This window comes from Synechococcus sp. PCC 7335, assembly GCF_000155595.1.
GTDB lineage: Bacteria > Cyanobacteriota > Cyanobacteriia > Phormidesmidales > Phormidesmidaceae > Phormidesmis.
Window position 1 is genome coordinate 3,635,082 of sequence record NZ_DS989904.1, and the last position, 25,336, is coordinate 3,660,417.

18 protein-coding genes and 1 pseudogene are annotated in these 25,336 nt (G+C 47.7%); 2 read left to right on the forward strand and 17 right to left on the reverse strand.

The features are described from left to right. Positions 1 to 25: 25 nt before the first annotated feature. From S7335_RS15375 to S7335_RS15450, 16 genes and pseudogenes are all read right to left on the reverse strand, one after another. Entirely contained in the window at positions 26 to 466 is a 441-nt protein-coding gene (locus S7335_RS15375; protein WP_006453960.1) for a hypothetical protein, read from the reverse strand. After that, on the reverse strand, positions 463 to 1,779 hold the full coding sequence (locus tag S7335_RS15380) for an acetamidase/formamidase family protein (protein WP_006457087.1): 1,317 nt from the start codon (positions 1,777 to 1,779) through the stop codon (positions 463 to 465). Before S7335_RS15380 ends, S7335_RS15375 begins: the two co-directional genes overlap by 4 nt. 204 nt (positions 1,780 to 1,983) lie before the next feature. Next, the gene (locus tag S7335_RS15385) at positions 1,984 to 2,655 is read right to left on the reverse strand and encodes a cysteine hydrolase family protein (protein WP_006454721.1); all 672 of its coding nucleotides are present in this window, start codon (positions 2,653 to 2,655) and stop codon (positions 1,984 to 1,986) included. A gap of 90 nt (positions 2,656 to 2,745) precedes the next feature. Beyond that, a complete protein-coding gene (locus S7335_RS15390; protein ID WP_006455993.1) occupies positions 2,746 to 4,047 on the reverse strand; it encodes a M20 family metallopeptidase in 1,302 nt (433 codons plus the stop codon). A gap of 72 nt (positions 4,048 to 4,119) precedes the next feature. Then, positions 4,120 to 4,962: an ABC transporter permease gene (locus S7335_RS15395; RefSeq protein WP_006457123.1), complete on the reverse strand. Its 843-nt coding sequence runs from the start codon at positions 4,960 to 4,962 to the stop codon at positions 4,120 to 4,122. A gap of 12 nt (positions 4,963 to 4,974) precedes the next feature. Beyond that, a complete protein-coding gene (locus S7335_RS15400; RefSeq protein ID WP_006456933.1) occupies positions 4,975 to 5,799 on the reverse strand; it encodes an ABC transporter ATP-binding protein in 825 nt (274 codons plus the stop codon). A 1-nt stretch (position 5,800) separates the two neighbouring features. Further along, on the reverse strand, positions 5,801 to 6,898 hold the full coding sequence (locus S7335_RS15405; RefSeq protein ID WP_006457260.1) for an aliphatic sulfonate ABC transporter substrate-binding protein: 1,098 nt from the start codon (positions 6,896 to 6,898) through the stop codon (positions 5,801 to 5,803). 452 nt (positions 6,899 to 7,350) lie between these two features. Beyond that, the gene (locus S7335_RS15410; protein WP_006455858.1) at positions 7,351 to 8,079 is read right to left on the reverse strand and encodes a sulfite exporter TauE/SafE family protein; all 729 of its coding nucleotides are present in this window, start codon (positions 8,077 to 8,079) and stop codon (positions 7,351 to 7,353) included. Between the two features lie 21 nt (positions 8,080 to 8,100). Next, positions 8,101 to 9,552 carry a DUF3370 domain-containing protein gene (locus S7335_RS15415; RefSeq protein WP_006453957.1) on the reverse strand — a complete coding sequence of 484 codons (1,452 nt, stop codon included), beginning with the start codon at positions 9,550 to 9,552 and terminating at the stop codon, positions 8,101 to 8,103. A 219-nt stretch (positions 9,553 to 9,771) separates the two neighbouring features. After that, entirely contained in the window at positions 9,772 to 10,569 is a 798-nt protein-coding gene (gene menH, locus S7335_RS15420) for a 2-succinyl-6-hydroxy-2,4-cyclohexadiene-1-carboxylate synthase (RefSeq protein ID WP_006456706.1), read from the reverse strand. Positions 10,570 to 10,735: 166 nt separating this feature from the next. Then, a complete protein-coding gene (locus S7335_RS27890) occupies positions 10,736 to 10,900 on the reverse strand; it encodes a hypothetical protein (RefSeq protein ID WP_006453628.1) in 165 nt (54 codons plus the stop codon). A 622-nt stretch (positions 10,901 to 11,522) separates the two neighbouring features. Next, positions 11,523 to 16,958 (reverse strand): translocation/assembly module TamB domain-containing protein, encoded by a 5,436-nt coding sequence (locus tag S7335_RS15430; protein WP_006455912.1) that lies wholly within the window; start codon positions 16,956 to 16,958, stop codon positions 11,523 to 11,525. Positions 16,959 to 17,249: 291 nt separating this feature from the next. Next, positions 17,250 to 18,176, reverse strand: a complete 927-nt coding sequence (locus tag S7335_RS15435) for a DMT family transporter (protein ID WP_006453479.1) — start codon at positions 18,174 to 18,176, stop codon at positions 17,250 to 17,252. Positions 18,177 to 18,396: 220 nt separating this feature from the next. Next, positions 18,397 to 19,260: an alpha/beta fold hydrolase gene (locus tag S7335_RS26090; protein WP_050765905.1), complete on the reverse strand. Its 864-nt coding sequence runs from the start codon at positions 19,258 to 19,260 to the stop codon at positions 18,397 to 18,399. 69 nt (positions 19,261 to 19,329) lie between these two features. Continuing rightward, positions 19,330 to 19,740, reverse strand: a pseudogene (locus S7335_RS26095) (VOC family protein); the annotation flags it as partial. A gap of 225 nt (positions 19,741 to 19,965) precedes the next feature. Continuing rightward, the gene (locus S7335_RS15450; RefSeq protein ID WP_038016346.1) at positions 19,966 to 20,310 is read right to left on the reverse strand and encodes a hypothetical protein; all 345 of its coding nucleotides are present in this window, start codon (positions 20,308 to 20,310) and stop codon (positions 19,966 to 19,968) included. Positions 20,311 to 20,952: 642 nt separating this feature from the next. Here S7335_RS15450 and S7335_RS15455 point away from each other — a divergent pair. Next, on the forward strand, positions 20,953 to 22,437 hold the full coding sequence (locus S7335_RS15455) for an alpha-amylase (protein WP_006456090.1): 1,485 nt from the start codon (positions 20,953 to 20,955) through the stop codon (positions 22,435 to 22,437). Positions 22,438 to 22,576: 139 nt separating this feature from the next. Here the strand turns inward: S7335_RS15455 and ppsA are convergent, their stop codons facing one another. Continuing rightward, positions 22,577 to 25,051 (reverse strand): phosphoenolpyruvate synthase, encoded by a 2,475-nt coding sequence (gene ppsA / locus S7335_RS15460; protein WP_006455314.1) that lies wholly within the window; start codon positions 25,049 to 25,051, stop codon positions 22,577 to 22,579. Positions 25,052 to 25,181: 130 nt separating this feature from the next. On the opposite strand from ppsA, the gene S7335_RS29515 reads away from it, so the two are divergent. Continuing rightward, positions 25,182 to 25,319 (forward strand): transposase, encoded by a 138-nt coding sequence (locus S7335_RS29515; RefSeq protein ID WP_083785092.1) that lies wholly within the window; start codon positions 25,182 to 25,184, stop codon positions 25,317 to 25,319. Positions 25,320 to 25,336: the final 17 nt, after the last annotated feature.

The window sequence follows — 25,336 nt, forward strand, 5'->3', positions numbered from 1 at the left end:
AGACTATTTGATTACGGGCACCTGGCTATAAATGCGCTTTTAATGTTTCCCGAATCCAGGCCGCGTGTTCCGCACGAAAGTCATTACGGCTGATCAAAACATAGTCTTCTACCTCGAACAGTTCTTTCAAGTCTGTAGACTGCAGCTGATCATAGGGATATTGGTGAGTTCGCCAAGCGGTTAATTCTGTTTTAGGTAGAAGGGCGACGTCGAGCTGCTGTGTACTGATCAAACTGGCCAGCCGCAGTGGATTACGAGCGCGGGTCACCATAGCTCTAGACTCAGGAATCTCCTCGGCAAGAGTGTGAGCGATCGCCTGTCCAAGATTATAGGCTACGGTGTCGTCTCGATTGACCACAATAAACAGGTGCAGCTTTCGATACACTTTCCACTGGGGAAAGGGGGTATGGCCCAGCGGGAATAATGCGATCGCACCCATACCCTTCAAATAATCACGACGCTTCACCGAACGGCTACCTCTGTATTACTCTGGAAATTGTTCTGAGAACCATTCTGGGAGACAGTTGACTCAGGAAAGATAGTCAACGGAATGATTGCAGACACCAGGTAATTAGGAACGTCTACGAGCTGCCCAATCCGTAAGTCTGCTGCCACGCTAGCTACCACATAGGCTTGCTCACGAGTCAGTCCATGGTTTTCTACAAGATAATCCACCATATCGATCAGCGCATTTCGTGCGGCCAATGTCAGATCTTCTGATAGGTTACTCAAAGGCTCTAGCACCTCACTGTTCAGATAGGTATGATAAGGCGGAATTTCACCCGCTTTCTTAATCGGAATCCCTGTCGTTGCATAAAACTTCTCGGGTGCCAACGCCTTTAGCTGGTCACCACCTTCAAACTGGGGAGATTTGACTTGCGCGCCCAGCCCTTCACGAATCTCGGTCGACACGGTGACTGTTGCACCCATCTCAATAGCAGTCCCCGAGACTTCTCCGTCGCCTTGGGCATAGTGTACATCCCCAGCAAATAGCCCACAGCCATCAACAAAGCAGGGAAACAGAATCGTCGTTCCTACCTGCATTTGCTTCACGTCCATATTTCCGCCATTTTCACGCGGGGGAATCGTCCGAATACAGCGATCTTTGTCAGCTCCTTCGGGGCCACAGAGATCAGCGGGCAAAGCCCCAGTCGGAAGCGGCGTTAACGAAATCCCACCCACTTCTGCGAGTTCAGCCTCGCGGGTTAGGAAGGTTGCTAACTCAGGATCGCCAGGCAGTACCCCCATTGACCCAGAGAAAGGGGCAAACGGAATCTCTACTTGAGGGATCTCTTCTGAGACCGCAACGCTGCGATCAAGGCTCCAGTTTGCAATGTATGGATCGGGAAACAAATCACGCAGAAACCCGAATCCAGGCGCAATCACCGTATAGCCATAGGGGTCGGGCTCGATGTCTTCGAGCGTCACCGCGAGCACATCCCCTCGCTTAGCGCCTTCAATATAGACTGGTCCGGTCATGGGATGCACTAACGACAAATCAGCGGCAACCACATCTTCTGGCGTGGACGCTAGGTTAAATGCTCCGTCAAAGGCATCACGGGTGCCCAATACAATCGGTTGGCCCGGCTGAGCAGTAGCCGCAGGCGGAATATCGGGATGGAAGCGGTTGAAACATGCTGGATCATCCACACAAAACTCACCCGTCCGCTCTATGACTAAGGGTTGGGGAATTTGACTACGAACAGCCGTTGCGCCCACAAACACCACCAGCAAGGCCAAAGCAAAACCAAGCCAGGGCAGCTTCCAATTCTTCGTCATCACACCTGCTCCAATCTCACCGGGAATAACACTAGTTTCTGTTTAATATCAGAGGAGAGATCGTATCTGTAGCTATCGTTGCTACAGTTTGTGACTCTGTTGAAAAAGTTATTAAAAAGAGAAACCTGCTTGCCTCTACTGAATTCATGGTTCTACCATCCGGTGCATCTTTCAACAGAACGCTCACCAGAATAGGACGAACATCTAGAAGTCTATCGCCTGCAAAAGCTTCGTAGAGACACTCACCCAGCCAAAGATTGTCTGAGTCATTTCTACCGATATACGATGAAATTCTGGGTTCAAAGAGGCACAGCAATCTTCCAAAAGTAAGCACTCGTAGCCTAAGTCGTTGGCTGTACGTAGGGTTGTGTGCACACAGCACTCAGTCGTCACGCCCGTGAGCACTAATTGCCGAATGTTTCGCTGTCGCAAGATTAAATCTAAGTCTGTCGCAACAAAAGCTCCTTTTCCTGGTTTATCCAACACAATCTCATCCGGTAACGGCTGCAACTCATCGACAAAGTCATGACTTTTTGAGCCTCTCGTCAATAGCCGACCCATCATCCCTTCGCTGCCAATCTCTGCTTTTTGTCGTTTCGAGCGATCCAGCTTGTGAGGTGGGCAATCACTTAAGTCTGGACGATGACCTTCTCTCGTATGGATAATCGTTATGGGCGTTTGTCGTAAAGCTGCTAGTAGGGCTTTCAACGGCCGAATAGGTTGTTGGGTTTCCCTCACGTCGAAGCCTTTAAGATCGGCCCAGCCGCCAGGGGTGCAAAAGTCATTTTGCATGTCAATCACCAGTAGGGCCGTATGTTCTAGGCTAAGGGCAATAGGATAGGGCCGAGCTGGAATTGTAATGTGGGAAGGAAGCATAATTTCAAAGAAAATACCCCGGCGAAACCAGGGTACTTATAGGTGCGTGATCAAAGGAAATTCTGAGAGATCTTTTTGAGTGCCTACTAGCTAGCTCTCTACTTTGAAAAAGTCCAGTAAAAACAGCGCATAGATTTTTGTGGCAGCAACCACTTTTTCGATGTCAATATACTCATTTACTGGAGTCCAACCATCTTCACCCGGGCCAAAGGTAATGGAAGGAATGCCGCTATGGGCAAATCGCAGCGTGTCGCAGTAGGCGTTTTTACGATAGAGCACCGGCTCTTTTCCGAGAATCTTTTGATAGGCGCGTGAGAGGGCCTGTACATGAGCAGCCTCTTTCGACACCTCCTTATAGGCAGGCACAAAAGTCTCTCCTTCTACTTGAGTAATGGTGACCTGCACAGTTGGATCTGCTGACTTCATATCGTCAATCACTTTTTGCATATCTGCCATGATGGAGTCGTAGGTCATTCCAGGGACTAAACCAATTACCCACACCCTGGCTTTGCAAGAGGGGGGCGTGAACTGTCCCTCTCCAACTTTGCCTGCCTGAATACTCACCGGGCAGATGCTGGGCTGCGTCGGCCCATAAATTTCAGGCGGCTCGTGGGTGAAAGGAGTGTTTCTCAGAGTTTCGATCAGCTGGGCCATGTGGAGAATCGGGTTGATGCCTTCATCGGGTCGCCAGATATGCGATCGCACGCCTGTCATCTCAATATCCACCACGCATAGCCCTGAATGAGCCAACGCAATCCCAATCCCCCACTCATCCTCATTCGTCCAAGACGTCGGCTCAGCCGTCACCTCATAGTCAGCTGTTAAACCGTACTCATTCAATAGATGCATCGAGCCAGCTTTGCCATGGCGCTCTTCATCTACCGTATAGGCGCAAATCAGCTCTCCGTTGATTTTTACCCCAGCTTTGCGCAACAGTTCAACTGCAATCAGCTGGCAAGTCATATTTCCTCGGGTATCAGAGGTGCCGCGACCGTAGAGATGGTTGCCATGCAGGGTGGCATTATAAGGATTATGACCAGACATATGCCACTCTCGCGGATCACAAGAGGGATAGGTGTCTAAGTGATCGTTGAAAATAAGTGAAGGCCCCGGCAGACCATCATTCCAACGTCCAACAACATTAGGTCGTCCCTCAATGGCAGCTACCCACTCTACATCCAATCCGTAAGCCTTCAACAGGTTTCCTACCTGCTTAGAGATATCCTCTTCGTGAGCCATTGGAGCTTCTGGATCAATTGAGTTTCCACAGCCTGGTTGTCCTGTCGGTACGAGGTCTTTAATCAGTTGAATACATTTCTCAGCCGTGATCTCTGAGAGAATCTGTTCTTCTAAAGTATTGATCTCGGCGGGATTAGAGAGGGTCTGTACCATATGGCTTACTCTGGTGAATGTATAAATAAAAGCTGCGTGAGTAGCTGTGCGAATAGAAATAGAAAGAGTGGATTAACCCTGCCAGTGAACAACGCGAGCAGAGATTATTCTGAGCAAAAAGTCAGACACCACACCAAAAAAGGCAATCATCAAAATGCCAACAAACAGCGCTTCTACGTTAAAAAAGGTGCTGGCATCTTGAATGATGTAGCCCATGCCTAAATCTCCCGCGAGCAGTTCGGCTGCGACTAAAATGCCGAAGTCTACCGAGAGGGCAACCCGCATCCCTGTGAAAATGTATGGCAGCGCGGCAGGAAAAATTACGTAGGCAAAGATGGCGAGATCGTTTGCGCCCAGAGTTCTAGCAGCGAGAATCTTCTCCTTAGGACAAGCTCGCACCCCCTCCATGGTATTGAGCATAACAATCAGAGCGCCAGCATAGAGAATAATTAAGACTTTGGAAACTTCACCAATACCAAACCAGAGAATAAACAAGGTGATAAAAGCGAGAGGAGGAATGGGCCGCAATATCTCAGTGGCTACATAAAAGGCGGCACGAATATATTTGTAATAGCCCATCAATAGACCTAGGAGTAGCCCAACGATGCTGCCAATGCCAAAGGCTGTGAATACGCGGCGCAAGCTGGCCAGCACGTGGGCGATAAGCGGAGTGCCAGCATAGCCCTTATTTGCGATCGCAAAAAACTCAGTCACAATTCCCGAAATGCTTGGTAGAAATAGCTCATCAATCCATCCCTGCCGGGTAGTCGTTTCCCACAAAATGAGAATTAGAACAGGCATGGCAATGCCTATACAAAACAACAGTCCTTTTTCTCTGAGTGCTTGAGTTTGAAGATCTCTCCCCTTAAAATCAGGCACGTCATGAGCGACCTGTTTTGACGCTTTCAACTGCATAGAGAGATCTCCTTAGCTGATGGCCTTCATCTTTAGATACAGATCCGTTCGATACTGATTAAAAGCATCGGAGACTCGGTTCATTGGGGCATAGCGAGGTTCTGGCAGCTGCACAACGGTTTCATCGTAAATACCGCCCAGGTTACGGTCTAGGATGATAATGCGATCGCTCAAAAACACCGCTTCTTCAATGCTGTGCGTTACAAATAAGATTGCTCCCGCCACCTGCTCATGCAGCCTCAATAGCTCTTCCTGCAAGCCCTCGCGGGTCTGTACATCCACCGCTGCAAACGGCTCATCCATCAGCAAGATCTCCGGTTGCACTACCATTGATCGCGCTACGGCCACCCGCTGGCGCATTCCTCCTGAGAGCTGGTAGGGGTACTTACGCTCAGCGCCTCGTAGTCCTACTAGATCAATAATCGTTTTCACCTTTTGCTGCTTTTCTAGCTTTGGCAACGGCTGAAACCGAAAGCCAAAGGCAATATTCTGTTCTACTGTCATCCAATCGAACAGTGCATTTCCTTGAAACACAACCCCTCTTTCTTCCGAGGGTCCCCTAACAGGGTTGCCACCATGCGTTACCAAACCAGCTAGCGGCTTATAAAACCCAGCAATCAGGTTTAATATAGTGGACTTTCCACAGCCTGATGGTCCTAATAGGCTCAAGAACTCCCCCCGCTGTATACTCAGGGTAAGATCTTGTAATACCAACCGCTTTCGGCTGTAGCCGAACGTCACCCGGTCTAAGCCAATAATCTCTTCTAGAGACATAGCTTGCTCGGTTGACTCAGTTTGTTGAATATCTGTCAAAGACCTAGAGATCGATCGAGTCATATCACTTTGTCTCAAGATATTCAGCGATGTAGGAAGAGTTGATTAGGGGAGATAGATCTTCTGGTACACTATCCAACCGACCTTGCTCGACAAGGAAAGTCGCGTATTCTTCGTAGGCCTTATAGAGATCTGTTGACTCGGGTTCGCCGGGCTGCCCAAGCCACTGATCCGAGAGCTGATCTTCTATAGGAATTACCGTTGAACCCTGTCGATCGACCATTGCTCCAAATTCTTCTGGCGTCAGGTTTAGCCGCTTAGCTTCCCACTGCTGTCCAGCCTTGGTGTCAGCAAGATAGTCTTTTTGGGCCAAGTCCCAGGCTTCCATAAACTTCTGCATCACCTCCGGATTTTCTTCCGCAAATTCCTTCCGCACTCCCCATAGTGCCACCGCATAAGCGCCAACTGACTTAGCCGTAGCGATATCTGTACCACCTAGCTCATTGAGCTTTCCAGCAGCGGGTTCCCAAGTCCAAGCGGCGTCAATTTGCTTAGCCGAGAAGGCCGCCGCCATTTCTGACGGCTTTAAGTTCACAAGCGTAACATCATCTTGAGAAATACCTGCTTGATCGAGCGCTGCCAAGAGAGAATGGTGCCCGGAGGTACCAATGGTAACCCCTATAGTTTTACCGCTGAGTGCCTTCATATCAGGGATTGACTCGCTAGCAATCAAGCGCTCTGCGGTTAGGGGAGCGTGATCTAACAGAACAACTTCAAGATCCACACCTGTAGCGAATGCCGTCAATGAAGGAAAAGGAAAGAACCAAGTAATATCTACCTCTCCCGCAGCAAGCGCGGGGACCATCGCGCCACCCGAGGAATAAGGGCTCATCTCGACATCCAGACCAACCTCTTCAAAGTAGCCTTCTTCGGCAGCGACCATCGTAATATTGTTGATGTCTCCGGTTTGAAAGCCCACTTTGACCTTTGGCATATCGCTGGAAGGCGCTGCGGCAACTTCACCATCGGAAGCAGCTTCTGTCTCAGTAGCCGTGTCCATATTTTGTGAGCAGCCGATTGTTAATACTAATGAACAAACAGCCAATCCAGTAGTCGCTGAGAGAAACCTACGTCGATTGAGAAAACGCCTGATCTGTTGCATGTTCTACTCCTATGCACGGTGATAATTCTTTACGGCATGATTTGGCAGTTAACTAAACCAAGAAAATCTTGAAGGCACTAGCCGTTGGCGAAAAAACATATCCTACGACCCTGATTCTTTTTCTTACTTCGACTATTCTGACGAGGAGGCAGATTCTTTTTGTGCTAAAAAGTACAAATATCGGCTCCAATAGCGTTCTATCCAAAACAAAACGTGATGGATCGATAAATTTTTTTTGGTCAGTACACTGACTCTCTTGGTCGACTGACTCTTCTAGTCGTATATAACCTAATCTCTATCGTCGAAAAGTCCTTCACTTCGAAATCGACAAAATTAATAGGTCAGGCCATCGATGATGACTCAACTTGAGCAGCGAGTATTACTCAAAATCAGCGCCTTTAAAGACATGCTAAACTCTAGCGAGATAAGGACCCCACACAGTCCAACAGTCGCTAAGACTGCAACCCTAGAACGAAGAGTCGAATGCCGACAAGGATCAAAATAACTAGAACAACTCTTCTAAATACCAGCGGGTTAAAGAACCTGGACAGGATTATTCCGGAGAATAATCCTATGATCATGCTAGGTATGGCAATCATATACTGTTGAAACACTGTCTCAGTCAAGCGGTTTTGAACAATATGCCCAAGTACGACGAAGACAGCATTTCCCCAAAAAAAGACACTAAGATTGCTCTTGAATTTTTCTTGTCCCCATCGCTGACTGTTGCCGTAAAGGATAATAGGTGGTCCAGGTATGTTGTAGCTGCTACCTAACGCTCCACACAAGAATCCTGTGCCATACATCCATCGCTGCGACTGTAGTATAGGCATTGCCGGGTCAAACAAAGCATAGATGGCATAGACCACAATCATTAGCCCTAGCGCCAAGAGCATCCAATTACCTGGAATGAAACGCAGCATCACGAAGCCGAGGGGAATTCCGAGGATAGATCCTATCCACAGCTTAGCGACTAACCCCCAATCGAAAGAGCGTCGGTAATAAAAACACAGCAGCGTATCGATAGTCAGTCCTAGAATAGCGACTAACGGAGCTGCAACATAGATACTAGTTAGTCCAGATAGCACAGGCATAATGATCAGCGCTGCGCCAAAGCCAGAAACCCCTCGGATGAAGGAAGCGACACCCACTGTCAGAATAATAATAGCTTCAGTGGTCATAGTGATTCCGACTGGGTAAGATCAAGGCTCAGTTTTTACTGTCAGAATCTGCGGTGGAGTGGAATCGGCTGGGTAGATCAAGTCGACATCGAGCGTGCGTGTGGCCATCGGCGGTAGGGTAAGCGTAGCTAAGGGAATACCTTGCTGGCCACGTTTCATCACAAGATGGATGTTACGAATGACTGGGAGCCCGCGATCATTCTGATAGCGAACCTGTACAGGGCCCCTGAAAAAGGTCTGGACGGGTAAAGGCTCAAAAAAACGTAGTCCGTCTTCACTGAGCATATCTTCTTTGATTGGGGTCTCAAGCGCAACCGTGACCGTTTGAGTTTGATCTGTTGGATTTTGTAGGGGAAGCGTAAGGTTGTAGCGTACGCCATAGTTCCCGTGACTTTGATAAGCAGTATCAGGGTAGCGCACCAGCATTTCGGCACTTTGATTTTGGGTAGTACCCATTGTCCCAGCGTACAGTAGGCTAATGCCATATGAAAAGGCTTCACCGGCTGAAGGAATAGTGAGCTGATTTGTCGTGGGATCATCTGTGAGTGTTGCCTTCCATTCTGAGCCTTGGGAGACGCCTGCTACGCGGCCATAGATCAAGCGATCGCCTTCCGCTAAAGGTAAGGGAGCAGGAGCAAGATCCCGGGGTCCGGCGAGTCCACTCTCTTTCAACAAAGCTTCCCAGGACGTTAGTGTTGGTGCACTTTCAACTACACTGCCATCCGCACTTTCTTCTACAACGGCAAATTGAGCCATACTCGCTACATAAACGGGTCCATCACTCTCTAGACGAGCTAGCGTTGAACGGCCATTGATCGGTAGCTCTAGCTCTCGAATCGGAATTGGCTGATTCAAAAGCATCCGACTTTCACCCGGCGGAATGGTCATCACATTTGGAAAAACATCTTGCAGGCGCTCTTGAAGCATATCTGCGGCTACTCGGCTACCTGGGCCAGCATAGACTGGATTTAGAGGACTAAAAGGTACAAAATCCGGTAGCTGAACGAAAGGCGCGTCCGGCTGACTGAGGTAGCTCGCTCCTGAGTTTACTCGCACAGTTATAGGCACCGTCCCAGGATTATTTACGAGTATGCCAACGTATAAGCTATCTAGAAGTTCAGGATTTTCTTCGTCGTAATCTAGCGCCTTATAAACGTGGTGGGCGAAGACATCGAACCGTCCACTGAACGGAAAGTTCAAGTGAGCTTCTGGCACAGCCATACCTGTTGATGGAAAGGTAGATAGTAGAATGCCTGGTTCTTCGACTAGCTCAGGGCTGTTGCTATTAAAAACAGAGACGTTATCTAGAGCGCCGGGTAACGGTCTGACGGACTGCTCGACCACAAGTTCCTCTGGCGTTGGTGTTTGTGTAATCAGGGTGGGGGTAGGACTACCAACTTGAGGGCTAGTCGCTAAATGGGGTTGAGAAGGCGCAGTCTGGGCGACCGTAAGCGCTGTAAGCCAGGCAAACATAGATAATATCCGTTATTTCCGTTATTGTCCGTTGAGGAATATTCTGACTGAAAAGGGGATGCGATCACCACTTTCGCAACACCACTTTGTAGAGAGGAATAGTCGTCTGCAGGCTCAATATCTACTAGGCGGCACAGGAGCTGCACCACCTAACAACAGTGATGGTGATTAGTCGCAGATAGTAAACCGTATATTATCAAGGTATTTGAATACATGTTGCTAGATGGTCCTACTTAGGAATCTGATAACAGCATCAGTGTATGCATCGGGTGCAACTAGATGAACGTTGTGTCCACACTGTGCAAAAACTGATAGCGTCACTTGTCGTCGATTTTGCTGGCAGGTTTTAAGTATCTCTTTGCCGATAGCGACAAATTTTAGGTCGAGTTCTCCTACTACGAATAGCAAAGGACTCTCTAACGAGGCTAATTTTTCCCACAAAGGAGATTGGCGTCCTACGCTTAATCCACACAGCGCCCTAGCCGCCTCTTCTGGTCGATTAGACAGACGCCGCTGGAGCATAGCAGTATAGAGATCAGGGTGCTGTTTTAGATCGGTGAATAGCGAATTGTTGTACCACTGGTCTAGAAAGTTTGACAGAGATGTTTTAAGTAGGCGCTGTGCAACAAGGTCATCCTGTTGCTGTCTACGCATCCTTTCCGCAGCAGTTTTGAGGCCGGGGGAGGTAGATTCTAGAACGACTTTTTCAACATGATCTGAGAACTCGCAGGCAAAATAAAGCGCTAATCTTCCTCCCATAGAATATCCAAGTAGATGCGTCTTAGGCACGTCGAGATGATCTAGTAGATCTAGCAAGGCTTGGGCAATGTGGGGAAAGGTGTAGTGGCCTGGTTCAGTGTATGTATCACCGTGGCCGGGAAGATCAGGTGTGATGCAGTAGAAGTGAGCTGAGAGAGAAGGCAGAATTTGTGAGAAGTCGAGGCAGTTGCCTAAAAACCCATGAAGAAGTAGAAGAGGCGGGTTCTTTGGCTTACCGGCAGTAGAGTAATAGAGCATGTGAAAGGAAACATCGAACAGCGCCTACTAAAGAATGTTTCTGTTGAAACGTCTTATTCTCTAGTGTATCTAGGTTTCGTTTCAATCCATAAGAGGGCCTTGAGATCTTTTCAACCTCAAAAGCACAGCCGTACTTTCAATCTCATTCGCTAAGCTGGGTAATTGGTTAGCGGGCCATGCGATCGCGTTCAAGGTCGTAAATTGCTTTCTCAATGCACCACTGCTGATCTTTCTCTGGATGTCTCATAGCAACATATTCAATCATCCGCTGAGTTGTTTCTACATTTCGAGTGAGCCCGTTGAGACGATTAAACCCAGGCAATCGTTTCATGTCTTTAGCTGCACGACTTAACCATGGTGACTTAGGTTTGATGCTACGTCGTGGTCTATAATTCCTATCTTTTCTATTAGCATCTATACGCCGTTCCTTCCGCTTCTTTATCTGCTTAACGGATTCTGAATACCACCAAAGCAATGCAGAAATAGTTCCTATGCAGAATGCTAATACGCCAATCATGAAAATGCGCTCCATCACATGTCATCATTCTGGCTATTTTGAGGCTCTTCTAGATTCGTGTATTCGCTGGCTTTTGTATAAAGCCTCACTGTGGTTTTGTAGACTCTCAGCAAAATCTCTAATACCAGAGAACGAAGGCTACAAAGAGACCCAACGCCTGTTGTACGTTTCACTTAGACTATGCAACAAGAATCTTAGTTATCAAGAGGGAGTCGGATTCGTTTCAGCGTTATGCTACTGTGCAGCTAGCGAAAAGACCTAACTTCAATTTTTGCGAAGATTGAAGTTAGTACGAGCAAGCTGTATCTATCACCAACTATACCTTTGAGAATACTTCTGGGAAGAGAGCCATTCTACACCTTATTGCTTGTGCAGCGGGAACTGAACTGTGCTGTCTTATCAGCTCCACAACTGCAGATCAATTTGTACTGAATGCTTAGAATCTAATCCTGTATTCCAGTTCAAAGTCAGTATCTTCTACGTCCAGGTTAGACGCGCCTCTGATTCGTAAGCTATCTGTAAATTCGTACTGTACACCTAGCTGCGGCGCATTACTGCTATTCAAAACTTGTAAGAAATCAATGTTAAATCGTTCGCCAATAGCTGCTGTCGCTTCTACGCCAATGCCAATGTCGGCAGTGCTATCTTCTCCGGTATCAGTAGTGGGAAAGACTCTAAAAGACTGTAGACCAACTGCGTCTGCGACACGATCACCAAAGGTAGATAGACGACCCGCACCAACGAACTCTGCGACCTGGAGGTATGACGCAGAGGTTAAGCCAGTAAACAAGTCACTGCCCAAGAGCGCTAGCAGCTCACCCTCCCTACGGGAAGGATCGCTAGTAAGAACAAGATTTTCATCAATTTCGCTAGCAGGTCCTGTAGCTTCGGCTCTGACACTAATGTATTGAACGTTACCTGTAGTTTCAATCGGGGTCTCATTGATATCCGCACTGAGAAAGCCACCTGCAACCACAGGCGTATTGGTGATATCGGTCTCTTGAACCCTCGCTAGCATAACGACATCTAGAAACGGATCAAGGCCACCTTCAGGTGTAAATGTTGCTGTATTCGCCGCGTTCCTGTCTAAGCGAAACTGGGTCGAGAAGAGATTGATCCAGCCGGTTCTTAGCTCAACTACCCCATCTGGCTGTAGGTTGTTGAGAGTGCCGTTTACGGTGAGTCCACCGGTAGCAGTGATGTTATAGAAAGGCTGACCGATGATTGATAGGCGATCGCCAAACGCCAAGGTAAAGTCTTGGATAACAATATTGTCTGAAATTCCTGGCGGCACTTCATCCGGTTGTACTTCAAGTGGATCAATCCCTAAATACTCAGCTCGATATGGATTGATTTCCTCTAGTTCTTCTTCAGTAGGCAGACTAGAGCCACTTGCTTCTCTCAGTAGCTGATTAGCTTGGACTTCTCCGTTGTCAACTTCTAAAGCGCCACTGATAGTCGGTTCTAAAACAGCATCCGAAATCAAAATCTGTCCTTGAAGATCAGCTTGCAAAATGTCCTTATAGTCAATAGGGAGATCTTCTAAGGAAATTACTATGCCGTTAGTATCTGGTTGATTTGACTGTTCTATCTGTTTTAGCTGTGTGGCCAATTGGGGACCTATTTGGGCGATCTGCCGAGTAACTTGAGGAGTTCTTGCTGAAGCAGATATCTGAGAAGAAAGAATTGATTCGCCTGATAGCAGCAGCGGTAGCGCTCCGTCTGCAACTATGCGACCATTATTTAACTGGGCTTGGAACTGTTGAATGTCGACTCGTTCAAGATTAAATAGAACATCCCCATTGATGCTGGTAATCGGATCGCCTACCAACTCACTAACAACAACGCCGTTTCTGATAGTTGCCTCTCCGGCTACAAGCGGTTGAGCCACGCTACCCCCAACCTGTACAACAATCTCACCTTCCCCTCCTTCCCAACGGACCTGATCATCTGTTAGGGCATTCAGCAGAGCAAAATTCTCGCTGGGAACAACCGCCTTTAGATCTATTTGCTCAGTAGAGGGAGCCACATCCATAAAAGAGAAAGCGTACGGCACCCTGCCTTCTATGGTGACAGGATTGCTACCGAAACCGTCAAAAAGCTGACTGAGCTGAGCGATCGCCCCATCTTCTATCTGAGCTTCCGTTTGGTCCTCCACCTGGCCTTTCACAGGCAAAACCGCAACCTCACTCTCTAGGTTCAGAACTGCATTGCGATAGTCGAGATTCGCCCCTATTCGGTCAATCGCGTAGCCGTTTACTTGCGCTTCTGTAACGGTTATTTGGCTAACTACAGCAGGATTTGAAAGACTACCACCAAAGGTGGTCACTGTATCTAGCGTGCCTACCACCTCGGCAGGCAAGGGATAAACGATCTCTACTAGCTCTACTGGAACATTCTGGGCAACTAGCTGCCCATCAAGCTGTTCTAGATTACCATTAGCAGTTAGATCAACTTGAGTTTCGGCTGAGTCAACATTGGCAATAATATCAACGCTACCTTGTTGAATATCCCCGGCAATTGAGAAGCTGTTGTCTTGTGTATATTGGCCCCATTCCCAATCGCTGCCTTGAATATCAAAGTCGGCGAAGAGATTAGAGGGTTCAGATGTTCTACCAGCGACCTCGATAGAACCCGTAAATTCTCCAGTCAGTTCATCTATATCAGCGAGTACCAAGTCACCTGGTTCACTTTCTTCAGGAGGATTTTCTTCTAAGAAAGCAACAAAACTTTCTAGCTTCTCCAACAAACTGGCATCAGGCAATCCTACAGAGACTGTGGTGAGATCAGCGGCCGATCCCAGTGGTCCAGAAGGATCAGGCAAACCAAAAGCGCTAAAGTCAACTGCTTCAATAATTGGAACGAGATCTTCAATTCGTCCTTTAGCGACTGTTAGCGCACCTTCATACTCAATATCATCTCGACTAGAGTTTGGGAGATTAGCGCTACCAGCGAGTAGGTATTGACTCTCATCAAAGAGAAGTTCTCCTCGCTCTATCGTGACGGTGTCGTTAGCGTAGGCAAAACTAGCGGTAAGTTGATCAGCATCAACAGGACGAAGTGAAGGATCGGCGATCGCCAGCTCGCCTGACACAATGGGATTGTTTAAGTCACTCAAGTTGGCTTCCACCCTAGCATCCAAGCGGCCAGCTATCGTTCCAAAGCCATACTGTACGGCTGGTTGGATATCCAATAGTTCTAAAGGTAGCTGGAGCAAGCTAGCTTGGAACTGACTATTTTCTCCAGACCCTTGTGCAATAAACCCTGAATTTCGTACTTCAAAAGAGATTGGCCGATCGAGCAGGTCTGCTTCAGGGGAGCCCCCCACCGCTAGCTGAAGACGATCTTCTGTTCCTTGTAGATTGACTCGGCCTCCTTCTGAAAGAGAGAACGCAACTGGCCCACTAAGTGGCTCAAACAGTAGATCGTTAAGCGCAAAATTGTTTAACCTAGCGTCGCCAACAATTTGCGGATCAGGCAGCGTTCCTAGCACTTGACCTTCAAAGCTAGCACGTCCATCCACCTGGGCATAGTCGCTGACAGTTTGAGGAGCAAAGCTGTTGAACGGACGAAGGTTAACTGACTCAAGCGCTACAGATAGATTGAGATCTCCAATGGGATTAGGCTGGTCGAGATCGATGCCAATGGTACCGTCTGCGTAAACTCCAGGCGCAGTAAAGTAATCGATAGCAAGGCTGTTTCCTTGAAGTGCAAAAGCCGTAGTCCAGTCGCCCTGCGCTAGTAGAGGCTCGCTAGTGTCAGTGAGTTGAAGCTGAGCATTAGTGATCGCGGCTTCTCCAACGACTTCAATACTGCCAACATCAAGCGCATCTAAGTTTCCAGAAGCTGAAACATTCGCATTTAATAGCCCTTGAGCTTGAGTGGTGAATTGTTGAATCGGAATACGCTGCGTAGCTACATCGGCCTGGAAATTGCGGCTGTCTAGGTCTAAAAGAGCAGTGGCGCTCAGTGTACCTTCAGCCACTCGCAGTTGAGTGTTGTCCAGCTGCAAAATGTTGTTTGCAAAAGCAACTTCCCCAGTCCCTGGAAAGTCGGACTCAGAAAGCTGAAACTCAGCGAATGCAGTGGGCGATCGCAGCTCTCCGCCTGCCTTGATATCGGCGCTCAAGTTGCCAATGACAAGATCTTCTGGTGTAGTAAAGCCGTAGGTTTGAGCAAGGGCGTCTGTCGCAATGTTCGTTGCTTGAGCATCTAGCTCAAAGAGAAGACTGTCCAAATCTAGAACCGCAGCAGCGTTCAGTGTCCCGCCACTCACCTGCACTAGCGTGTTGTCTAGCACTAGCGTATTGTCTACTAGCGCAACTTCTCCGGTAGCTGGAAAGTCAGAGTCTGAAAGCTGAAATTGAGCGGTTGCTATAGGCGAGTCTAAATTACCGGCGGCCTGAATATCAGCGCTCACAGAGCCAATAGTCAGATCTTCTGGAACCGTGACATCGTAAATCTGGGCGAGTGTGTCTGCGGGCAAATTGTCTGCTTCGGCCTCTAAGGCAAAGCTCAGATTGTCTAGATCGGATAGATCAAGCTGTCCGCTAGCAACCACAAGTCCACCCACCTGGGGCAGCAGCCGAAGTTCATTAAGGTCAAATTGCGATCGCGTTACCTCAAAGTTAGCCGTTGCCGCCTGTAGATCTAGCCGGTCTACTTGCAAAGGCGCTAAGCTGGCTAGCTGACCTTGTGCCTGCGGCTCGTCTATCTCTCCAGTTACCTGCACATCAAGTTCAAACGTACCGTTTGCAGCTACCGGTAAATCAAAATTACCCAGCCTCTGCACATTGTCTAGGGTAACCGCCGGAATTTGCGCTCGGAGGTCATAGCCTTCTTCCCAATCGACATCACCCGTTGCGATCGCACTCACGCCATCTAGCTCTAGGCTCGTATCTTCTACGGTGACGCTTTGCCCTTTGAAGACAAGCTGGCTACGAATGTCTTCAACAGGCGCCGACAGTTGACTGGCTAGAAACTCTCCGTTTTGCAAAGAAGCAACGCCTTTGATGTCAGTCACGGATTCGTCAAGACCACCGTCTACCAGAGCGGTCAACAACGTCAGATTGCCGTCTAGCTCACCTGAGACTAGCCCAAGTGAATCAGGCAAAAAGATATTGACGCCCGTCACCGGAACATCGTCAGCTCGCACTGCGGCTTTAACCGTTTGAGTATTGAGATTACCGTTGCCGTTGAGCGCAAAATCGCCAGAGTCGAGCTCTCCGGCGGCATCAAAAGTGAATTCTTTGGCACCTTCTCCGAAAAATTCAACTAGCACATCGGTATCGCGCACCTGGACAATCTCACGTGGCACGATCGCTGGCAGATCTGGATCGATGAAAGGAACAGCCGTGACGCTAGCGTCCTCAATCTTAATCGATTGAATCTCTGATTTGATTCTCGATTCTGCCTCCTCGGATTCTGGCAGCTCAAAATCAGTCCAGGTGCCGTCTTCTGATTGAACTAAAGAGATATCAGGCCGCACTAACACGATCTCTGATTTGGCGATTTGCTGTAGGATTAGCGATCGCAGTCCGATTTTGACCTCAATTTCGTCTACCGTAATCGAAGATAGGTCCGTTTCTGTGGGCGGAATCACAGACTTTCCTAGCCGCACTCCCCAAAAAGTCAGTCCTGTGACGTCTCCTAGTTCAGTTGGACGGTTAATTGCCTCATCGACAGATGCCGTTACGCGAGGTAGAAGCAACGCAGTCACAATCCGATTGCCCCAAACTGCAATGACCACTGCACCTGCTACGGCAACGACTCCCATCCCCCCTGCAATCGTCAGGAGCGTTTTTCGAAAGCGATGAGAAGAATGAGGACGTGGGGCCTGCTCTTGGGGCGCAGAGTCGGGCGTATCAGACATAGGAAGGGCAGCTCAAGAAGACACTATCAAGGCATGGGGCAAGGCATAGGGACAAACCAGTGCGTAATCCGATAATGACGTACACCACTACGTAGACTTTTCTAAAAGGCGTATGTCTCTTGCATAGTATCAGCAAGCAACGTACGTTCAACAAATAATTCTGATATAGGAAAACGCTTGCAGTACGAATTTAAAGTGCTAACTGCAGATATCGCTCATCTTTGCTCAGTTTGTAACTCCGAGTACCTTTGAAAACCAAGGAGCGAGGTACAGTCTTTAAGCTGCATATCCTTAAAGACGCTCTGACTGTTGGGAGACAGCAGGTTTCGCAGTAGAGAGTAGAAAAATACCTACAAAGATAAGAACTGCACCAAATATGCTGAGCAGCGGTATTGTTTCTTGCAATAGGATAAATGCAATTGCTGCAGCAGAGACAGGCGTAACCAAATTTAGTGCTGTTGTCAATATGGGAGAAAGGTACTTAGCAGCATAGCTGTAGCAGAAAGTCGGAACAGCGGTCGCTATAATACCTAATCCTAATGATATGGCGGCAACCCGACTGTCCGAGACGACCTCTAGAAGAAACAGATGCGAGCTAGCTACCGTAATCGGTGCAATTATCATAGACCCAATCGCGAACGTCGCGCAAGATACTGCAACTGGGTCTATGCTTTTGTTTAAGCTAGAATAGTGTTTGAACAAAGCTGCATACCCAAGCGATACGCAGGCTGCTAGTAAAGCAAAGAAGAGTCCTGTTAGGTAAATTGATTGTTCTTCTCCAAGGCCTGTCACTTTCGGATAGATAAACAATAGTAATCCGATAAATGAGATAGAGACGCCGACTATTTCCGTGCGTACTATTCCTTTGCCTAAGACCGCTTTGATGATGAGACCCAGGATGGGCGAGAGTCCCACGACAAGGGTTACATCACCGACAGGCGCTAGTTGAAAGGCTCGTACTGCGAACAAGTAGTAGAACACCATCAGACTAGATAGCAATAATCCGGTCGGCCTGCGAATGAGCTGTATAGCAGTTGACAACAACGAGGGATAAAAGACAAAAACTACAAGAGTGGATACGAACGCGCTTAGCACGCGAATAGAAAGGACTTCAAGCGTTGTGAAACCGGGCAGCAGCTTGATGAATGTACCTGTTAGGCCCCAAGTTAGCGCCGCTACACATCCCAAAACGAACGCGGATGTTCGGAAAGAGGTCATAATCTGTCACCGCGACTAAGCACTGATATAGGTAAGAAGTTCTCCTATTATGTAAGCAGCGACCAACTTTTCTACACAAGTAAAGTTCCACTCGTTTTGAAAGTTTTATGCAGCACATCTGTAGGTCGCAAAATTTAGACCTTTCTAGCCCCCTCTAAACATAAGTCTCTTTAAATGTCCCAAAGAAGGATTCTCAAAAGCTCTAATGAGCTAAGCGTCGTTACTTGACAATCAACTTACTGGCGATTGTCTCAAACTGATTCGCGATTAAGGTCAGATGCCCCTCTGCCGGATAGGTTGTGAGTTGGGCTGTCGGCAAGCTCGCAGCGACTTGTTTTGCCACTGCAATCGGAATCGTAATATCTTGTTCGCCGTGTAAGAACGTCAATGGCATCTGAATCTTATCTACATTGAAATCCCACTCTTTTAAGTAGAGCTGAGTATCCCAAGCGACACCTTTCAATCCCTGACACATCGACTCAGCCGACATCTGACGCACCGTTTCTACGCGATTTTGTGATTCTACAAAGTCATAGTCCACTGGAGAAACCCGCTTTTTCATCTTCGCCAAGCGGCGTTCTGCAGAATCATTCAGAGACTGTAATTCCAGTTTAAGTGTTAACAGGTTGATCAAAGGAAATCTTTGCGCCAGCCTCCAAGCTAAGCGCTGAGCTATTGGAAAATGCTTGATTGCGTCCGCTTGCCATGCACCTGAAGCCATGACGACAGTATGAAGCCGATTAGGAATCTTGGCGGCACAGGCTACGCCATACCCACCACCGCCAGAAACACCTAGTGTAGAGAATTTGTTCCAACCTAAGGCACCTGCGAGGAATTCTACGTCTTTCACATAGTCAGAGAAGCTTCGATTAGGTTGTGGGTCAGATCTTCCTATGCCTGGGCGATCAGGCGCAATGAGATATAAGCCGGATCGCTTTATGGTTTCGTCTCCCCACAATAAGGGTTCTAACCGACAGGACAGCCCTCCATGGAAGTACAAAACTGGATGTCCACTAGGCTTTCCAAACTCCGCGTAAGCTAACTGTCGCTTGTCGGGGAGGGTAAGCAATTTCGTAGTTTCCATGAAAGCTGTGTTCAACCGACTGCAAGACACAACCTATTATGACCTATTTACTTAAGCGCGAATAACCTCTCAGGCGGCCAAGTCATCTCGAATCTTCGTTGCCTCAGATGGACTTTGATAGTTGCATCGGGCACAACTAGACCACGACTGTACAAGCGTCAAGGTGTTGCCGTCTGGGTCTTTGAACGATGCAATAGTGCCGCCCCACGGCTGCTTCTCAGGTGGGTCGAGGAACTCTACTTCTGAGCGAGTCAGTTTGTTATGACTCTCAGAAATATTTTCAACTGTAAAGGACAACCTTGTAAAACTACCCACTAACAACTCGCCAGTCGTGTCGTCTGACACTTCTGAATTTTCAACAACGATGGAAACATCCGCTGAACGCAACACCAGAAAACCTTCTTGTGCGCTGTCTACTTCTAGACTTAATCCGAGTGCATCTTGATAGAAATGCTTAGCACGAGCAATATCTAAAACGAAGACCTGATAGTGTCTAGCTGCATACTCATGGGTGACTCACCTCCACCTACAGTAGCCATTACTATATCGCCAATTCTAGCTTTTAGTACAGACGTTCTGTCAAGGCTGAACGCCGCAGACTGCTGTAAGCGACTAGACATTATCTAAACAATAAGTAGTGGCACAACCTGACAATAGTAGAACGTAATATTCACAGCCAAACAATATTTAACCAAGAAAATCAAACTACTTGCTAACAGTCGTGCGATCAGGTAGCTCAGGAGCGTTATCAACAGCAACGTTCTCTTCAGCAATCTCTTCTAGATTCAGCTTCTCGTTAAGCACTTCCCCTAAAGAGTCTGCCTGAACTTCATCGTTCGCCTCCATAGAGGCCTTGCTTTGGGCAGCTCTACGCTGGGCCCGCATCGCTTCAAGTTCATCTGGAGCTGACACCTGCGTAGATTCATCTGATATCAACGGTGCAGCTTTGGCAGCAGGTTGCATTAGACCTATCAGCATAATCAAACCGATAGAAAGAAAAGTAAGGTGTTTTGCACAGACACGTAGTGAAACCAATACACGTTTAATCATGGAACTATCTTCTCTTAATTACTGAGAATGGTTGAATGGAAATGGTTGAATGAAAGTGAAAAGTGTTTAGTCGGGCGATCGCTCCAAAACTGTAGGCGTATTTGTATGTGTATTAAGGATAGTAAGGAGCTAAACAAATCAAGGCAACATTAGTAGCGAATTACTCTTGAGCTTGCGGGCTCCCTATGACCTAAACTCTATCACCTAAGTCCTCTATCGCGAGTAAGCAACCAGCATGCAAAAAGCGTTCTCTTCTAAAGCTTTCAATATCATAAGGTAGCGATAGAGAACATCGTCTCTTCCAAGAGATAGAGTCAGAGTAGTAAAACAAGACACAAATTCTACCCCTATGCGTCATCAAAAGCACTGTAACCAACCGTGTGCATAAAAGCTTTAGTTCGTTCACATACAAACGTAATTCTTGAAAGGAGCGATCCTATATCGATCAAACTATTGATTAAACTTTCAACGCCGTAATACCCGTGTACGGTAAAACGATGCTTCGAAACGGCACATAGTGATGGGTAGGAGTCTTTACAAAATTTAAGATATTCCCCTAGGCGTATTGAATTTAATCTTTGTTATGCCGATGATTGATATGCCCCCACTTTTTCCTCTACTCCACTATCGTGGACGAAAAATATGTCTGCACCCAATGGCGTGATGATGCAATATTTCCACTGGTACAACGAACCAGATGGAACACTGTGGGATGAGCTAGCCGATAAAGCCGAAGCATTAGCGGCAGCAGGTATCACTTCAGTGTGGTTGCCGCCGGCATACAAAGGCACTGCGGGTGGATATGACGTAGGCTATGGTGTCTACGATATGTATGACTTAGGCGAGTTTGATCAAAAGGGTTCTATTCGTACTAAATATGGTACGAAAGATGAGTATATCAACGCCATTAAAACGGCTAAGCAAGCTGGAATCCAGGTTTATGCCGATGTTGTTCTTAATCATCGACTTGGCGGCGACGCTGAAGAAGAGTTTAGAGCTACCCCTTACTCCCCTAGCAACCGCCAACAGCCAATTGGAGATGAAGTTACGATCAAGTCTTGGACTCATTTTAACTTTCCAGGTAGGCAAGGCAAGTACTCAGCGCTAGAGCTTCACTGGTGGCACTTCAACGCGGCGGATTACAACGCTTATGAGCAAGGAGACTTTGAGGCGATATTTCTTTTTGAAGGAAAAACGTTCGACACTGAAGTCGACATGGAAAAAGGGGGCTTCGACTACCTGATGGGTTGTGATGTTGACTTCAACCATCCCGAAATTCGTGATGATATGATGCGCTGGGGTGAATGGATAGTTGATACCACAGACGTAGATGGTTTTCGCTTTGATGCGGTCAAACATGTGCAAGCAGGTTTCTTTCCCGACTGGCTTCAGAACACTCGCCGATACAGCGGCAGAAGGCTCTTCGCTGTAGGTGAGTACTGGTCATCGCATATTGAAGCGCTGCACCACTTTATTGATGTGACTGGTGGCGATGTTGCGCTGTTCGACGCGCCTTTGCACTACAACTTCACCGAAGCGAGCAAAACAGGCAATAACTATGACATGCGTACTATTTTTGATGGAACCTTAGTCAAAGACCAACCGACCTTAGCGGTCACACTAGTTGAAAACCATGATTCTCAACCGTTGCAGTCCTTAGAATCTGTGGTAGAGCCCTGGTTCAAGCCCTTAGCTTATGCACTGATTCTAATGCGTCGCGATGGCTATCCCTGTGTTTTTTATGCTGACTACTATGGAGCCCACTACAAAGATAGTGGAAAAGATGGGAACGAATACGAAATTTGGATGGATAGCCACCAATGGCTTATAGACAAGTTTCTACAAGCGCGACAAAAATACGCTTATGGCGACCAGTATGACTACTTTGACCACGCCAATACTATCGGATGGACACGCTTAGGTACAGACGAGTTTCCCGGCGGTCTGGCAGTCGTCTTGAGTACTGGTGAGGAAGGAACAAAGTGGATGGAAGTAGGACGGCCCAACACAACTTATGTTGACTTGACTGAGCATATAGACGAGCCTATTACTACTAACGAAGACGGCTGGGCCAACTTTAGATGTTTAGCAGGGTCAGTCTCGGTTTGGATTCCTCAAGAGAGCTAATTGCTGTGGCTTTTATTTTGGTGACAAGCGTCTCTATCTGAGTTGAACATCAGTTGACATCGATAGAGCAAGGCAGTCTAGGCCCCCAAAAGCCCTCTTCAAACTGCTGCCACTACTCAATCTAGTAATGTATTGTTCTTTAGGGTGCTTCAACAGACATTGCACGTTCTATTTCTGCGATCGCCAAAGTTGTCTTAATCACTGAGTCAGGATTTAGGCTAATAGAGTCAATACCTTCTTCTACCAAGAACTGAGCAAACTCAGGATAGTCACTCGGTGCCTGACCACATAGGCCAATTTTACGACTAGAGCGTTTCGCGCCGTCAATTGCCATACTGACAATTTTCTTCACCCCAGCGCTGCGCTCATCAAACAGATGGGCAATTAGCGCGGAATCACGATCTAGACCCAGCGTTAGCTGGGTGAGATCGTTAGAACCAATCGAAAAGCCGTCAAAGATTTTAGCAAACTCTTCAACTAAGATGACGTTGTTTGGAATCTCGCACATCACGTAGACCTGGAGATCATTTTCTCCTTTGACTAGACCGTGACTGGCCATCTCATTAAGTACAGCTCGACCTTCTTCAGGCGTTCGACAAAAAGGGACCATCGGAATTACGTTAGTCAACCCCATCTGATCTCTTACCCGTTTGAGAGCTAAACACTCAAGGGCGAAGGCTTCGCGATAACTAGGATCGGTATAGCGAGCGGCGCCGCGCCAGCCGATCATTGGATTCTCTTCTGTGGGTTCAAAGTCTTTTCCACCTAATAGGTTGGCGTATTCATTGCTCTTGAAGTCTGAAAGCCGAATTACAACAGGATTAGGATAGAAGGCCGCAGCGATAGTCGCAATTCCGTGAGTCAAACGTTCGACAAAGTAGTCAGCTTTGCGGTTATACAACTCTGTTCGCTTGGTGATCGCTCTTCTATCTTGCTCATTGGTTAGCTGATCAAAGTGCAGCAGCGCTAGGGGATGAACCTCAATATGATTGGCAATGATAAACTCTAACCGGGCCAGCCCTACCCCGTCACAAGGAATCGCCGCTAACCGAAAGGCTTCTTCTGGATTGCCCACGTTCATCAAGATCTTAGTGCGGGTAGGCGGCAGATTATCAATGGCAATTTCTTCTACCTCGAATGGAATAAGCGTGTCATAGACTTTGCCAACTTCCCCTTCAGCGCAAGTGACTGTAATCGTTTGGTTTGGCGTAATCGTCTGGGTGGCATCACCACAGCCAACGATAGCAGGAATGCCCATTTCACGAGCGATGATCGCTGCATGACAGGTTCGACCACCCTGATCGGTGACGATAGCGCTGGCTTGCTTCATGATCGGCTCCCAGTCTGGATCGGTGCGTTGAGTCACCAGCACTTCCCCCGGCTGAAAATCAACAATGTTGGCAGATGAGTGAATAATTCGAGCGGGACCTTGTCCAATCATTTCACCGACGGCTTGACCGACAGCGATGGGGGCTAGCTTGGTTTTGTCTATCTGGCGCGGGTCTGTTTGAAGTCGGTATCTGCGTAAGACAGAGGCAGATTTTTGAGATTGAACTGTTTCGGGCCTCGCTTGTACGATAAATAGCTCTCCAGTGATGCCATCTTTGGCCCACTCAATATCCATCGGGGTAAGCACGCTATGCACCTGCGAATAATGCGCTTCAATAGTGCAGGCCCATCTAGCTAAGATCAGAACTTCGTCGTCGCTAAGTGCATATCGATTGCGATCACGCTCTTCTACAGCAACATTTTTAACCAGCTTGTTTCCACCGCTGTCATAGACCATCTTCAGCGCTTTGCTACCGAGCTGTTTTTTCAGAATAGGGCGATAGCCCTGCTGCAGCATTGGTTTAAACACCATATATTCGTCAGGGGTGATCGTTCCCTGTACGACATTTTCACCTAGGCCATAGGCCGCTGTGATCAAAGCTGCATCTTTGAAGCCGGTTTCGGTGTCGATTGAGAACATAACGCCTGATGTTGCCAGATCGGATCGCACCATCTGTTGAACACCTACAGAAAGCGAAACAGAGAAATGATCAAAGCCTTGTGTGACTCGATAGGAGATTGCTCGATTGGTAAATAGAGAGGCGAAGCACTTATGACAGGCATCTAGAACGCCTTTGACACCGTGAATGTTGAGATAGGTTTCTTGCTGTCCGGCAAAGCTCGCATCTGGCAGATCTTCAGCAGTAGCACTCGATCGAACAGCCACATCTAAAGTAGGCTGACCAGTTTGTTCACATAGCTCTAGATAGGCTGCTGTTATAGCGGCTTCTAGCTTTAGGGGAAAAGGGGTTTCTAGGATGAGATCTCTAACAGCTTGACCACAGTTACTGAGCGCCTGAATATCTTCGGTGTCTAATGTGTCTAGATGCGATCGCATCTTTTCTTCTATATCGCCTTCTTTAATAAAATAGTCGTACGCATCAGCCGTTGTGGCAAACCCAGTTGGTACGCGGACGCCTTGGGAAGATAGCTGCTGAATCATCTCCCCTAAAGAAGCATTCTTCCCACCCACAATAGGAACGTCATGGATACCCACTTGCTCAAACTTAAGGGTAAAAGCTGTTTCAGCACTCGCCGCAGCTGGTGTCAGTGAAGTCTGTACCATTAAAAACTATCTCCCTAGCGCTTCAATCAAAGGGCAGACCCGCAAGCAGGTCTATTCTTGATCACTAGTCTATCTAACACTGTTGGCGAACTCCAGAAGCCCTGGAAAGTTGGTAAGCTGAGCAAATCCATTGAAGGTCACAGAACGCTATCGTCACCGTGCTGGTATCGAGAGCATGATTGCTCAAGGTGTTACCAGCTGCGGCCTGCGAAGTTCTCGCTATAGGGGCGTAGCTAAGACTCACTTTCAAAATATAGTGAGTTGTTGAAATATCAAATAGCTTGG